At 65.9% G+C, this 13,559-nt stretch carries 10 protein-coding genes; 7 read left to right on the top strand and 3 right to left on the bottom strand.

Going from position 1 to position 13,559, the window contains the following annotated elements; translation table 11 throughout:
- Positions 1 to 7 precede the first annotated feature (7 nt).
- The gene (locus ACZ9GA_RS09575; RefSeq protein WP_457362904.1) at positions 8 to 1,651 is read right to left on the bottom strand and encodes an acetolactate synthase large subunit; all 1,644 of its coding nucleotides are present in this window, start codon (positions 1,649 to 1,651) and stop codon (positions 8 to 10) included.
- 168 nt (positions 1,652 to 1,819) lie between these two features.
- Here ACZ9GA_RS09575 and ACZ9GA_RS09580 point away from each other — a divergent pair, with 168 nt between their 5' ends.
- The 6 genes from ACZ9GA_RS09580 to ACZ9GA_RS09605 all read left to right on the top strand — a co-directional run bounded on the left by ACZ9GA_RS09580 (position 1,820) and on the right by ACZ9GA_RS09605 (position 10,591).
- Positions 1,820 to 2,341 carry a sigma-70 family RNA polymerase sigma factor gene (locus ACZ9GA_RS09580; protein WP_457362903.1) on the top strand — a complete coding sequence of 174 codons (522 nt, stop codon included), beginning with the start codon at positions 1,820 to 1,822 and terminating at the stop codon, positions 2,339 to 2,341.
- Between the two features lie 6 nt (positions 2,342 to 2,347).
- A complete protein-coding gene (locus tag ACZ9GA_RS09585) occupies positions 2,348 to 3,301 on the top strand; it encodes a FecR family protein (protein ID WP_457362902.1) in 954 nt (317 codons plus the stop codon).
- Positions 3,302 to 3,464: 163 nt separating this feature from the next.
- Complete coding sequence (locus ACZ9GA_RS09590; protein WP_457362901.1) at positions 3,465 to 5,921, top strand: TonB-dependent siderophore receptor; 2,457 nt, start codon at positions 3,465 to 3,467, stop codon at positions 5,919 to 5,921.
- Positions 5,922 to 6,124: 203 nt separating this feature from the next.
- The gene (locus ACZ9GA_RS09595) at positions 6,125 to 7,366 is read left to right on the top strand and encodes an MFS transporter (RefSeq protein WP_457362900.1); all 1,242 of its coding nucleotides are present in this window, start codon (positions 6,125 to 6,127) and stop codon (positions 7,364 to 7,366) included.
- Positions 7,359 to 9,005, top strand: a complete 1,647-nt coding sequence (locus ACZ9GA_RS09600) for a thiamine pyrophosphate-binding protein (RefSeq protein WP_457362899.1) — start codon at positions 7,359 to 7,361, stop codon at positions 9,003 to 9,005. The genes ACZ9GA_RS09595 and ACZ9GA_RS09600 overlap by 8 nt, the downstream gene beginning before the upstream one ends.
- An 11-nt stretch (positions 9,006 to 9,016) precedes the next feature.
- Positions 9,017 to 10,591, top strand: coding sequence for an aldehyde dehydrogenase (NADP(+)) (locus tag ACZ9GA_RS09605; protein ID WP_457362898.1), 1,575 nt, complete (start codon positions 9,017 to 9,019; stop codon positions 10,589 to 10,591).
- Here ACZ9GA_RS09605 and ACZ9GA_RS09610 read toward each other — a convergent pair.
- A complete protein-coding gene (locus ACZ9GA_RS09610; RefSeq protein WP_457362897.1) occupies positions 10,581 to 11,525 on the bottom strand; it encodes a LysR family transcriptional regulator in 945 nt (314 codons plus the stop codon). The genes ACZ9GA_RS09605 and ACZ9GA_RS09610 overlap by 11 nt on opposite strands.
- A gap of 145 nt (positions 11,526 to 11,670) precedes the next feature.
- Between ACZ9GA_RS09610 and ACZ9GA_RS09615 the strand changes: the two genes are divergently transcribed.
- On the top strand, positions 11,671 to 12,675 hold the full coding sequence (locus ACZ9GA_RS09615; protein ID WP_457362896.1) for an alpha/beta fold hydrolase: 1,005 nt from the start codon (positions 11,671 to 11,673) through the stop codon (positions 12,673 to 12,675).
- A gap of 104 nt (positions 12,676 to 12,779) precedes the next feature.
- Here the strand turns inward: ACZ9GA_RS09615 and ACZ9GA_RS09620 are convergent, their stop codons facing one another.
- Positions 12,780 to 13,505, bottom strand: a complete 726-nt coding sequence (locus ACZ9GA_RS09620) for an ABC transporter substrate-binding protein (protein ID WP_457362895.1) — start codon at positions 13,503 to 13,505, stop codon at positions 12,780 to 12,782.
- Positions 13,506 to 13,559 lie beyond the last annotated feature (54 nt).

The following is a 13,559-nucleotide window of genomic DNA, read 5'->3' on the forward strand; positions in this document are numbered from 1 at the left end:
TCAGCGATTAAACCAGCGCGCTACGACGCTTGAGTTCGCTGTTGAGAATGAAGTCATTCTCCGAGTAGTCGACCGGGCAGTCGATTACGTGCACGCCCGGGGTGGACAGGCACTGTTCCAGCAGCGGCAGGAAGCCTTCGGCGCTTTCCACGCGGTGGCCTTTGGCACCGTAGGACTGCGCGTACATCACGAAGTCCGGGTTGCCGTAGTCCAGGCCGTAGTCGGTGAAGCCCATGTTCGACTGTTTCCAGCGGATCATGCCGTAGCCGTCGTCACGCAGGATGATGACCACCAAGTTCATCTTCAGGCGTACCGCGGTTTCCAGCTCCTGGCTGTTCATCATGAAGCCGCCATCGCCGCACACGGCAACCACCGGACGGTCCGGGTACACCAGGTGCGAGGCCATGGCCGACGGCAGGCCGGCGCCCATGGTGGCCAGGGCGTTGTCCAGCAGCACGGTGTTAGGCTTGTGGGCCTTGTAGTTACGTGCGAACCAGATTTTGTAGATGCCGTTGTCCAGCGCCACGATGCCTTCCGAAGGCAGGGCGCGACGGACATCGGCGACCATGCGCTGCGGGTAGATCGGGAAGCGGTTGTCGTCGGCGCCTTCGGCGATCTGCGCCTCGTTGGCCTCGCGGATGGTCATCAGACGGCTGAAGTCCCAGTGCGGCTGAGGCTCCAGGGCTTCGGTGATTTGCCAGACGGCGTTGGCGATGTCGCCCACCACTTCGATCTGCGGGAAGTACACCGGGTCTACTTCAGCCGAACGGAAGTTGATGTGGATGACTTCGGTACCGCCACGCACCATGAAGAACGGCGGCTTCTCGATCACGTCGTGACCGATGTTGACGATCAGGTCGGCGGCTTCGACAGCGCGGTGCACGAAGTCACCGGCCGACAGCGCGGCGTTGCCCAGGAAGCGCGGGTGGCGCTCGTCGACCACACCCTTGCCCATTTGCGTGGTGACAAATGGCACGTTGGTTTTGTCGATCAGCTGGCGCAGGACCTTGGCGGTCATCTTGCGGTTGGCGCCGGCGCCGATCACCAGGATCGGTGCGCGGGCAGCCTTGAGCTTGGCAACGGCCGCTTCGATGGCCTTGTTTTCGGCCAGCGGGCGGCGATGCAGGCTTGGGGTAATCGGCATGCTGTCGGTCTGTTCGGCAGCGATGTCTTCTGGCAGTTCCAGGTGCACGGCACCGGGTTTTTCTTCTTCGGCCAGGCGGAAGGCTTCACGGACGCGCGACGGGATGTTGTCGGCGGAAGCCAGTTGATGCGTGTACTTGGTCAGTGGCTGCATCATGCCGACCACGTCCAGAATCTGGAAGCGGCCTTGCTTGGACTTTTTAATCGGCTTTTGGCCAGTAATCATCAGCATCGGCATGCCGCCCAGGTAGGCGTAGGCACCGGCGGTCACCAGGTTGGTGGCACCAGGGCCCAGGGTCGACAGGCTGACACCGGTCTTGCCGGTCAGGCGGCCATAGGTGGCGGCCATGAAACCGGCGGACTGCTCGTGACGGGTAAGAATCAGCTGGATGTCGGACTTGCGCAGCGATTCCAGCAAGTCCAGGTTTTCTTCACCGGGGATACCGAACACATACTTGACGCCTTCGTTTTCCAGGCATTGAACGACGACATCTGCGGCCTTGGCCATTTCACTTCCTCTACATCAAAGAACGCTTGCGCGGGTTGAACCGGTAATTTAACGGGGTTGAACGTTTTTTTCACGCGTTAATGCCTTGTTGGAAGTGATTGCAAAAGATTACAATGAGAATGATTGTCATTAGTATCATTTTGCCTTTCTTGAACAGTGCGCCACGCCATGTCGACGAGTCCTACACCGGGTTGCCAGCAGGCGGTCGGCGAGCTTTACCGTGATCACCACCACTGGCTGTTCGCCTGGCTGCGGGGCAAGCTGGGCTGTGCCCACAACGCCGCCGATGTGGCCCATGACACCTTCGCCCGCATCCTCATGTCGCGCGACCTGATCAACAGCATCCGCGAGCCGCGTGCCTACCTGAGCACCACGGCGCGGCGGCTGTTGATCGACAGCGTGCGGCGCAAGCAGATCGAGCAAGCCTATCTGCGCGAACTGGCGCTGACCGCCGATGCGCTGGAGGGTTTTGAGTCGCCGGAGCAGACGTGGATCATCATCCAGACCCTGGAAGCCATCGCCTTCGTGCTTGAAGGGCTGGCCGACAAGCCGCGCCAGGCGTTCCTGCTGTACTACCTGGAAGGCGCGAACCAGGCGCAGATCGCCCAGGCGCTGGGTGTCAGCGAGCGCATGGTGCGCAAGTACCTGGTGCAGGCGTTGACGCACTGCGATCAAAGCCTGGACGTCTGAGCCGGCATGCCACAGCACGATCCGCGCATCAGCGAACAGGCGGCCGACTGGTTGCTGCGCCTGGGCGAGCGCCCCGGTGACGCCCAGTTGCGCGCCGCGTTCCACGCCTGGCGCGACAGCGACCCACGGCACGCGGCGGCGGCCGAGCGCATGGCGCACTTCGTTGCCCAGGTGCACAGCCTGCGACCGGTCAAGGCCCCGGCCATTGCTGCGCTGGGCAGCGCCCGCCAGCGTCGTAACCGCCTGCCGTTGGCGCTGTTGCTGATCGGCGCCGCCGCACTGCTGACGCTGCCCACTGCACCAACGCTGTGCTGGCTGGCGGCCGACCTGCACACCCGGGCGGGGCAGTGGCGCTCGCAGACCCTGGCCGACCAATCGCAGATCACCCTGGCGGGCAACAGCGCCGTGGATATCGAATTCGATGGCCAGGTGCGGCGCATCGTGTTGCGCCAGGGGCAGATCCTGGTGCAGGTGGCCAAGGACCCGCAACGACCGTTCGTGGTGCAGACGCCCCAGGGCAGCGTGCGCGCCCTGGGCACACGCTTCATGGTCACGCGCGAAGGGCAGGGCACCGTGGTCGACATGCTGGAATCGCGCGTGCTGGCCACTGCGGCGCGCAGTGGCCAGAGCGCGGAGGTGAGCGCGGGCAGCGAGGTGCGCATTACCGCCGACAGCGTGACGCCCGCTCAGGCGATTCAGCTGGGGCGGCTGGAGCAGGCCTGGCAGCGGCGTCAGTTGGTGGTGCACGACCAGCCGCTGGGTGATGTGTTGCAGGCGTTGGCTGCGCAGCACAGCGGCTGGCTGCGCTATGACCGGCAGGCGCTGGACAGCCTGCGCATCAGCGCGGTGCTGCCGCTGGACGACAGCGAACGGGCGCTGCAACTGATCCAGGAAACCCTGCCGGTGACGGTGAGCCATTATTCGCCGTGGATCACCAAGGTGACACTCAAGGCCCCGTAGCCGCTGCCGCCAGGCTGCGCTGGCCTGTGTAAGCCCGGGGGATGTTCAGCGCACATCAGGGCCAGCGCAGCCTGGCGGCAGCGGCTACGGGCGGCTGGGGTTCCGCTTTTTTCTCGCCATCCGTCAAGTAACAAAGCCAACCCGCAAAGGACTCGCCGTACCGATGGATGCCTCCTTGTACACCCGCCGTTCCCCTCACTCAGCCGCGCTGATGCTGGCGATCAACCTGGGCTTGCCGACCCTGCTGGGCATGGCGCCGCTGGCGTGCGCCCAAGCTGAATCCAGCCCCGCGGTGCAGACACGCTACAGCATTCCCGCAGGGCCCCTGGCCGCATCCCTGAGCCTGTTCGCGCAGCAGGCCGATATCGCCCTGATCTATAACGAGGCCAGCCTGGCCGGCCGCACCAGCCCCGGCCTGGTGGGCAGCTACAGCGTGCAGGAGGGCGCCGCTCGGCTGCTCAAGGGCAGCGGCTATCGGCTGTCGGCCACCGACAACGGCTACGCGCTGGTGCCGGTGCCCAGCGGCGAAGACCACGCCGTGGAACTGGGCAACGTCACCATCAACGGCGGTGCCCTGGGCGAGGTCACCGAAGGCAGCGGCTCGTACACCACGGGGGCGATGCACACCGCCACCAAACTGGGCCTCACCGTGCGCGAAACGCCGCAGTCGGTCAGTGTGGTCAGCCACCAGCAGATCGCAGACAAGGCCATGACCAACCTCACCGACGTGGTGCAGAACGCCCCCGGCCTGTACCTGAACAACTCCGACGGCGTGGGCCGGCCGTCGATCGTGTCGCGCGGCTTCTACGTCGACAACCTGATGTACGACGGCCTGCCCACCAGCTTTTCCTACGCGGTCACCGGCACCCTCGACAACATGGCCATGTACGACCGCGTCGAGATCGTGCGCGGCGCTACCGGCCTGATGCAGGGCGCAGGCACGCCGTCGGCGGCGCTCAATTTCGTGCGCAAGCGGCCCACCGCCGAGCCCCAGGTGACCCTGACCGGCGCCGCCGGCAGCTGGGACAATTACCGCGGCGAGCTGGACGCCTCCAGCAGGCTCAACGACAGCGGCACCCTGCGCGGGCGCCTGGTGGCGTCCTATCAGGACGCCAACACCTTTCGTGACCAGGAGGACATCAACCACCAGCTGCTGTACGGCATCGTCGAGGCCGACCTGTCCGACAACACGATTCTGACCCTGGGGCTGTCCAGCCAGAAAGACCGCACCAACTACTTCTGGGGCGGCCTGCCGATCCAGCCCAACGGCGACCACATGCACCTCAAGCGTTCCACCTTTCCGGGCAACGACTGGGAATACCTGGACCGCGAGACCCAGTCGCTGTTCGCCAGCCTGGAACACCGCTTCGACAATGACTGGAAGCTGAACCTGTCGGCCATGAAGTCCTGGACCGACAAGTCCTGGCTGGGCACCTACCTGGCGCGCCGCAGCACCGCTTCCACCGCCCTCAGCTACTCCTCCTACAAGGGCAAGTACAATGAGGATCAGGCCAGCTTTGACCTGTTCGCCAGCGGGCCCTTCCAACTGCTGGGCCGTGAGCATGAATTGACCTTCGGCGTCAGCCGCCGCGACCTGGACTACGGCAACGACGCCTACGGATCCGGCTACCTGGGCACGGATGTCGATATTTTCTCCTCGGTGGGCAGCCGCGTCCCCAAGCCGTTCTACGACTACACCAGCAGCACCCGCAACGTGACCACCCAGGACGGCGCCTACCTGGCCACGCGCCTGTCCCTGGCCGATTCGCTCAAGCTGATCGTGGGCGCGCGGCTGGACTGGTATGACTATGACGAGATGGGCTCCAACGACAGCGACTATAAGGTCACCCGCAACCTGACGCGCTACGGCGGGTTGATCTACGACCTGGACGAGCACCATTCGCTGTACGTCAGCTACACCGATATCTTCAAGCCGCAGACGTCCAAGGGCCTGAGCGGTTCGGTGCTCAAGCCGGTGGTGGGGGAGAACTACGAGGTGGGCATCAAGGGCGACTACTTCGACGGCGCCCTGAACCTCAGTGCCGCGCTGTTCATGGTCGACGAGAAGAACCGCGCCAAGCTGCTGTCCGACCAGAGCGGCTGTGCCACGTACCCCTCCGACAGTTGCTATGAAGCGGCAGGGATGGTGCGCAGCCAGGGCATCGACCTGGAGGCCACCGGTGCGCTGACGCCCAACTGGCAGATGACCGCCAGCTACACCTTCACCGAGGCCAAGTACAAGCAGGACGCCGACGCCAGCAAGGTGGGCACGCTGCTCAACACCGACACGCCGCGCCATCTGTTCAAGCTGTCGACGCGCTACCAGTTGCCCGGCGTTTTCGAGCGTGCGCGCATCGGCGGCACCCTGTATGCCCAGAACCGTACCTACAACAAGGGCACCTACGCCGGCTCCGAGTGGCTGACCGAGCAGGGCGCCTACGTGCTGGTGGACGCCATGGCCGGCTACAAGGTCAGTCAGCACCTGGACCTGCAGCTCAACGTCAACAACCTGTTCGACAAGGTGTACTACCAGAGCATCGCCTACAGCCCGGCGTGGGGGCCATCGGATGTGTACGGCACCCCGCGCAACATGATGCTGACCGCCCGCTACGCGTTCTGATAGCGCTGTAGCCGCTGCCGCAGGCTGCGCTGGCCCTGAGCCTCGCTGGAGATGTTCAGGGTCGATACTGGCCAGCGCAGCCTGGCGGCAGCGGCTACAGGGCTGCAAAGCAGCTATGCGCCACCTGCTATTAGCCCTTCGCCAGGCGCCTTGCATACTCCAGCTTCCAACAAAAACAGCGCACAAGCGCGTGGGAGTCTGGCATGCAGTCGTGGTACAGCAGTATGGCGCCGCAGCAGCGGCGCACGTTCTGGGCGTGTTTCATGGGCTGGGCACTGGATGCGATGGACGTCCAGCTGTTCGCCTTCGTCATCCCCACCTTGCTCACCCTGTGGGGCATGACCAAGGGCGAAGCCGGCGTGATCGGTACCTCGGCGCTGATCGCTTCGGCCCTGGGCGGCGTGATCGCCGGCGTCCTGGCCGACCGCATCGGCCGGGTGCGGGTGCTGAAGCTGGCGATCCTGTGGTTTTCGCTGTTCACCGGCCTGTCGGCCTTCACCGATTCGTTCCACAGCCTGCTGTTGACCCGCAGCCTCCAGGGTCTGGGCTTTGGCGGCGAATGGGCGGCCGGTGCGGTGCTGATCGGCGAGGTGGTGGACAAAAGCATTCGTGGCCGCGCCGTGGGCTCGGTGCAGGCCGGGTGGCCGGTGGGCTATGCCATCGCGGCGCTGGCCTACTGGGCTACCTTCAGCCTGCTGCCCGACCACAGCGCCTGGCGGGTGCTGTTCCTGATCGGCGTGCTGCCCGGCCTGCTGGTGCTGTGGATGCGCCGCAACGTGCAGGAATCCGAGGCGTTTGAAGCGGCCGCCGTGCAGCGTGAGCAGACTTCGGTGGGCTCCACCTTCCTGCTGATTTTCTCCCCTCGCGTGCTACCGCTCACCCTGATGGCCTCGGCCATGGCCGCAGGCGCCCTGGGCGGCAATTACACCATCCTCACCTGGCTGGTCACCTACCTGCGCGAAACCCAGGGCCTGACCATCAACATGACCACCCTCTACCTGGCGGTGAACATCGTTGGCTCGTTCGTCGGCTACCTGTGCATGGCTCATCTGAGCGATAGCCTGGGGCGGCGGCGTACCTTCGCCCTGTCGGCGGTGGGCGCGACCATCACCGTGCTGGTCTACACCCAGTTAGCGTTGCCGATGTGGACCCTGTTATTGCTGGGATTCCCGTTGGGCTTTTTCCAGTCGGGCATCGTCTCGGGCATGGGCGCCTGCTTTACCGAACTGTTCCCCGCGCAGATCCGCGGCAGTGCCGGGGGCTTCTCCTACAACTTCGGCCGCGGGGTAGGGGCGCTGGTGCCCGCCGGCGTCGGCCTGAGCAGCGGTGCGTTTGGCCTGGCCGCGTCCATCGGCGTGTGGGCGGCGTGTGCGTATCTGCTGGTGTTTATCGTGGCGTTGGTCTTGCCGGAAACCCGTAACAAGGAACTCGAACTCTATGTCTGATCTCAAGCAACCGCGTAATGGCGGCCAGATTCTCGTCCAGGCCCTGCAGGCCAATGGCGTCGACACCCTGTACTGCGTGCCGGGGGAAAGCTACTTGCCGGTGCTCGATGCCCTGTGCGACGTGCCGGCAATCCGCACCATCGTTACCCGCCATGAAGGCGCGGCCTCGAACATGGCCGATGCCTACGGCAAGCTCACCGGCCGGCCGGGCATCTGCTTCGTGACCCGCGGCCCCGGCGCCACCCACGCCAGCAATGGCGTGCACACGGCCCGCCAGGACTCCACGCCGATGATCCTGTTTGTCGGCCAGGTGGAAAGCAGCTTCAAGGGGCGCGAGGCGTTCCAGGAAGTGGACTACGGGCAGATGTTCGGCGGCCTGGCCAAGTGGGTGGCGGAGATCGACAGCATCCAGCGCATCCCGGAAATCGTCAGCAAGGCCTTCAGCATTGCGCTGTCGGGGCGGCCGGGGCCGGTGGTCATCGCCTTGCCGGAAGAAGTGCTGTTCGGCACCGCGCAGGTGGCAGACGCGCCGCCCGTGCGCATCGCCAAGGCTGTCCCGGACACCTCGGCCCTGGCCGAACTGCGCGAGCGATTGGCCACGGCACGTCGCCCGTTGGTGATCCTGGGTGGTACCGGCTGGGATGCCGAGGGCAGCGCCGCGTTGCGTCGTTTTGTGCACGACAACCACCTGCCGGTGGCGTCCTCGTTCCGCCGCCAGGACCTGTTCGACAACCGCGACCCGCACTACGTCGGCCAGCTGGGATTGGGCACCTCGCCCAAGCTGTTGCAACGGGTCAAGGACGCCGACCTGTTGCTGGTGATCGGCTCGCGCCTGAGTGAAACCGTGTCTCAGGGCTACACGCTGTTCGGCGATCAGCCGATGATCCATGTGCACCCCGATCCCCAGGAGCTCAACCGCGTCTACCACGCCGAGTTGCCGATACTCGCCGCGCTGAGCCGTTTCGCCGTGGCCGCGGCGCAACTTGAACCCGTCGACGCCAGCACCTGGCAGGACTGGACCGCAGCCGCCCGCGCCGATTACCTGGAGCATTCCACCCCGCCAGCCGCCCACCCGCAACTGGCCGGCGTGGACATGGGCGCGGTCATGGCGCACCTGAACGCCGTGCTGCCCGACGATGCCATCATCAGCAACGGCGCCGGCAACTACACCGTGTGGGTGCATCGCTTCTTCCGCTATCGCCAACCCGCCACGGAGCTGGCGCCCACCAACGGTGCCATGGGCTACGGCCTGCCGGCCGCCATCGCCGCCAAGCTGCACGCGACTCAGCGCACGGTGGTGTGCTTCGCCGGTGACGGCTGCTTCATGATGTACCCGCAGGAGCTGGCCACCGCCATGCAGTTCAAGGCGCCGCTGGTGGTGATCGTGGTCAACAACAGCATGCTGGGCACCATCCGCATGCACCAGGAGCGCGAGTACCCGGGACGGGTGTCGGCCACCGAGCTGGCCAATCCGGACTTCATCGGCCTGGCCCGCGCGTTCGGTGCCCATGCGGAACGGGTCGAGCGCACCGCCGACTTCGCTGACGCCTTTGAGCGTGCCCAGGCAGCGGGCGTGCCGGCGCTGATCGAGTTGTGCGTGGACCCTAAACAGATCACCCCCCAGGCCCGGCTGGATTGAGGAAAGACACGATGCACGTACTAGGACACATGATCATCGGCCAGCGCGCGTTTCGTGGCCTGGGTGGGGACGTCGAAGCGTACGCCGCCGCCACCGGCGAGGCGCTGGGGCCGACCTTTGGCGTCAGCACCCTTGCCGATGTGGACACGGCCTGCGAACTGGCCGACGGCGCATGCGATGCCTACCGCCAGCTACCCGATGCCCAGCGCGCCCGGTTTCTGGAAGCCATTGGTGAAGGCTTGCTGGCGTTGGGCGACACCTTGATCGAGCGGGTGGCGCTGGAAAGCGGCCTGCCCAGGGCGCGCCTGGAAGGCGAGCGGCTGCGCACGGTCAATCAGTTGAAGCTGTTCGCCGATCTGCTGCGCGACGGCGCCTGGCACGGTCGGGTGCTGGACACCGCCCAGCCGCAGCGCCAGCCCCTGCCGCGCAGCGATTCGCGCCAGCGGCGCATCGGCCTGGGCCCTGTGGCGGTGTTCGGCGCCAGCAACTTTCCGCTGGCGTTTTCGGTGGCCGGCGGCGATACCGCCTCGGCCCTGGCCGCCGGTTGCCCGGTGATCGTCAAGGCGCACCCGGCGCACCTGGGCACCAGTGAACTGGTGGCGCGGGTCATCCAGCGGGCCGCGGCCGATACCGGCATGCCCGACGGGGTGTTTTCGTTGTTGATCGACAAGGACATCGCCATTGGCCAGGCGCTGGTCAAGCACCCTGCGGTGCAGGCCGTGGGCTTTACCGGCTCGCGGCGCGGTGGCCTGGCGCTGGTGCAAGCCGCCCAGGCGCGCCCCGTGCCGATCCCGGTGTATGCGGAGATGAGCAGCATCAATCCGCTGTTCCTGCTGCCGGCGGCGCTGGCGGCGCGCGGGCAGGCCATCGCCCGCGGCTTTGTCGATTCGCTGGTGCTGGGGGCCGGGCAGTTCTGCACTAACCCCGGCCTGCTGCTGGCGCTGGAGGGGCCGCACCTGGTGAGCTTCGTCAGTGAGGTGGCGCAGGCGTTGGCGCACAAGGCGCCGGCGACCATGCTCACCCCCGGCATTTTAGGCGCCTACCGTCAGGGCGTTGAACGCCTGGAACAGGCCAATGGCGTGGCCCGCATCGCGGTCGGCCAAACCGCCGACGGCACGCCCCAGGCCGCCGTGTTTCACGTGGAGGCGGCCCGCTTCCTCGCCAACCCCGCGTTGGCCGATGAAAACTTCGGCCCCAGCGCGCTGCTGGTGGTGTGCCGCCACCCTGACGAACTGCTGCAGGTGGCGCGGGCCCTGGAAGGCCAGTTGACCGCCACCTTGCACGCCGATGACGAGGACGCCGCGCTCGCCGCCACGCTGCTGGGGCCATTGGAGCGCAAGGCGGGGCGCATCCTGTTCAACGAGTTCCCCACCGGCGTGGAGGTCAATCACGCGATGGTGCATGGCGGGCCGTTCCCGGCGACGTCCGATGCCCGCAGCACCTCGGTGGGGGCGACGGCCATCGACCGCTTCCTGCGCCCGGTGTGCTATCAGAATGTGCCGCAGGCCTTGCTGCCCGAGCCCTTGCGCGATGCAGACGGCAGCGGCCAGTGGTGGCGGGTGGACGGCACTCTGGTCAAGCGCTAGGGGCTGGCTGGAGCAGGGTTGCCCCCGGCCACAGCCCTTGCTCCAGCAGTTGCGCGGTCTGTTGGCGGATGATCTGCGTCACCGCCCACAGGCCGTCGGCCGTCACCCGGTTCTTCGGCCAGACCATGGCGATGGTGCGGCTGACGTCGGGGTCTGCCAGGGCGTAGCTTTTCAGGCGCCCGGCCTGGACCTCCTCGATCACCGCCGCCTCGGGCAACACCGTGCACCCACAGCGCTCCAGCACCAGGCGCTTGGTGATCGAGATCGAACCGTCGCATTCCAGCGCAATGCGCGGGGTGAAGCCGGCGCGCAGGGCCAGCGACTCCACCAGCAGGCGCAGGCCATGGTGAGTGCTGGGCAAAATCAGCGGGATGTCCCCCAGCGCCTTCACCTCGATGCTGTCGCCCGTCAGCGGATAATCACTGGGCGTGATCAGGCGCACGCCTTCGCGCAGCAACGGGTCATGTTGCAGCGCGCCCGGGTGCTCGGGCAGGTACACCAGCGCCAGGTCCACCACGCCTTCGCTCAGGCGTGACAGCACATCGGCCGCCAAGCCCTCGACGAAGTGCACGCGGGTGTTTGGGTAGCGCGCTTTCAAGGCATGCCCCAGGCGCCCGAACAGGATGCGCGCGATGGTCGGTTGCGCAGCAATGCACAGCCTGGCCGGGCCGTTTTCGGCGCTGTCGCGCATGGCGCGTTCGGCGGCCTGCAGGGTGTCGGCCAGGGTGCTGGCGTAGCCCAGCAGTTGCTGGCCGCGTTCGGTCAGGGTCACGCCGCGGCCGCTGCGATGGAACAGCCGGGTGCCCAGCTCGGTTTCCAGCAGGCTGACGCGGCGGCTGATGGTCGACTGGTCGGCGCCCAGGGCCATGGCGGTGCGGGAGATGCTGGCGTGCCTGGCCACGTGGGCAAACAGGGCAAGGTCATCGGAATTCATCGCAGGCTCCGGCAGCGTTAGGGAAGGCAATTCTGGCGCAGCGGCCATTGCAGGTGGTGCATAGCAGATTTGTGCGCTAAACATGGGCAGTTAACCCCCGCATAATGATGCAATGCAACCCTTGGTTTCTTTGGAGGAAAAATCCATGTCCCCGTTAACCCGAGCGCGGCTGCTGTTGGCCGGTTCCCTGTCGGCGCTGGCCCTGAGCGTATCGGCGGCCCCCACCTACGGGCCGCAGTTGCAAGGCTTCAGCTACCCCTATCCGGTGCATCACTACCTGTTCAACTCCCAGGGGCAATCGCTGGACATGGGCTACATGGACGTGGCACCGAGCGTGGCTGGCAACGGTCGCACGGTGGTGCTGCTGCACGGCAAGAACTTCTGCGGCGCCACCTGGGACGACAGCATCAAGGCCCTGAGCGCTGCCGGTTACCGCGTGGTGGCGCCGGACCAGATCGGCTTCTGTACCTCCAGCAAACCGGACCATTATCAGTACAGCTTCCAGCAGCTGGCGGCCAATACCCATGAGTTGCTCGCCAGCCTCGGCGTTGACAAGGCCACGATCATTGGCCACTCCACCGGCGGCATGTTGGCGGCGCGCTATGCGCTGGTCTACCCCCAGGCCACCCAGCAACTGGTGATGGTCAACCCCATTGGCCTGGAGGACTGGAAAGCCCTGGGCGTGCCGTGGCGCAGTGTCGACCAGTGGTACCAGCGTGAGCTCAAGCTCAATGCCGAGGGCATCCGCAATTACGAAAAGAATACGTATTACGTAGGGCGCTGGAAGCCTGAGTACGATCGCTGGGTGGACATGCTCGCCGGCCTGAACCAGGGGCCGGGACACGCCAAGGTGGCGTGGAACTCGGCGTTGATCTACGACATGATCTTCACCCAGCCGGTGTACTACGAACTGCCGCAGCTCAAGGTGCCGACGCTGCTGATGATTGGCGATGCGGATACCACGGCCATCGGCAGCGACATCGCACCGCCCGAGGTCAAGGCGCGGGTGGGGCATTACGCGGTGCTGGGCAGGCAGACGGCCGAGCGTATTCCCGGTGCGCGCCTGATCGAGTTCCCGGGCAAGGGGCATGCGCCGCAAATGGAAGACCCGGCGGCGTTCAATCTGGCCTTGGTGCAGGCCTTGAAATGACCGTAGCCGCTGCCGTCAGGCTGCGCTGGTCGGTGTGAACCCTGAAAATCCACAGCGTAATCAGGGCCAGCGCAGCCTGCGGCAGCGGCTACAGGATCCTCATGCTATGGCGCCACGCTGGCACCCTCAATGTGGTTGCGCACCAGCGCCTGTTCGACGAAGCCTGACTTCTTCATCTCTTCGATGAAGGCCGTCAGGTACTCGGCAGCCTCAGGCCCCTTGGCCTTGGGCACCGCCATGGCCTGTCTAATGACCATGAAGTGCGGCTCCACAATCCTCATTCCACCCACCCGCGCGATGTCCTTTTCCATCTGCTGACGAATACCTGCGGCCACGCTCAGCTTCTGCTCCACAAACCCCTGCACGATGCCGGGCGAAGTGGGCAAACGCACCAGCGTGGCCTGATGCAGGGTGCGAGTCAGGAACAGGTCATAGGCGCTGCCTTTGCTGACGGCGACGGTAGTCCCGGGCTGGTCCACCTGCTCGGCGGTGGTGATGGGCGAGTCGTCGCGTACCGCGTACACGCCCTCGATTTCCACATACGCCTGGGTGAACGCGATGGCCTGGCCGCGCGCGGGGTCGATGGCGAAGAAGCCGACGTCGGCGTTGCCGTGCTCCACGTTGTCCACGGCGGCGCCTGCGGAGGTCACGGTCACCAGTTGCAGCGGCACCCCCAACCGGCGGGCCAACTCGTGTGCCAGGTCCACGGAAACTCCGGCCGGCTGGCCGGTGGCCGCGTCCAGGTGCGCCAGGATCGGGTTGCCGGTGTTGATCGAGGCGCGCAGCGTGCCGTGTGGGGCGAAGGCGGTGATCAGGGCGTGGGGTTCCATTTCAGCAGCTCCAGCAGGGGGGTGGGTAAGCAACAGGGCGCAGGCCAGGCCATG

It is taken from the genome of Pseudomonas sp. TE3644, assembly GCF_056278815.1.

What these genes read in the sequence shown, in the direction of transcription:
- ACZ9GA_RS09585 (WP_457362902.1), top strand. Translation starts at nt 2,348, where the DNA reads ATGCCACAGCACGATCCGCGCATCAGCGAACAGGCGGCCGACTGGTTG.
- ACZ9GA_RS09600 (WP_457362899.1), top strand. Translation starts at nt 7,359, where the DNA reads ATGTCTGATCTCAAGCAACCGCGTAATGGCGGCCAGATTCTCGTCCAG.
- ACZ9GA_RS09580 (WP_457362903.1), top strand. Translation starts at nt 1,820, where the DNA reads ATGTCGACGAGTCCTACACCGGGTTGCCAGCAGGCGGTCGGCGAGCTT.
- ACZ9GA_RS09595 (WP_457362900.1), top strand. Translation starts at nt 6,125, where the DNA reads ATGCAGTCGTGGTACAGCAGTATGGCGCCGCAGCAGCGGCGCACGTTC.
- ACZ9GA_RS09610 (WP_457362897.1), bottom strand. Translation starts at nt 11,525, where the DNA reads ATGAATTCCGATGACCTTGCCCTGTTTGCCCACGTGGCCAGGCACGCC.
- ACZ9GA_RS09615 (WP_457362896.1), top strand. Translation starts at nt 11,671, where the DNA reads ATGTCCCCGTTAACCCGAGCGCGGCTGCTGTTGGCCGGTTCCCTGTCG.
- ACZ9GA_RS09605 (WP_457362898.1), top strand. Translation starts at nt 9,017, where the DNA reads ATGCACGTACTAGGACACATGATCATCGGCCAGCGCGCGTTTCGTGGC.
- ACZ9GA_RS09620 (WP_457362895.1), bottom strand. Translation starts at nt 13,505, where the DNA reads ATGGAACCCCACGCCCTGATCACCGCCTTCGCCCCACACGGCACGCTG.
- ACZ9GA_RS09590 (WP_457362901.1), top strand. Translation starts at nt 3,465, where the DNA reads ATGGATGCCTCCTTGTACACCCGCCGTTCCCCTCACTCAGCCGCGCTG.
- ACZ9GA_RS09575 (WP_457362904.1), bottom strand. Translation starts at nt 1,651, where the DNA reads ATGGCCAAGGCCGCAGATGTCGTCGTTCAATGCCTGGAAAACGAAGGC.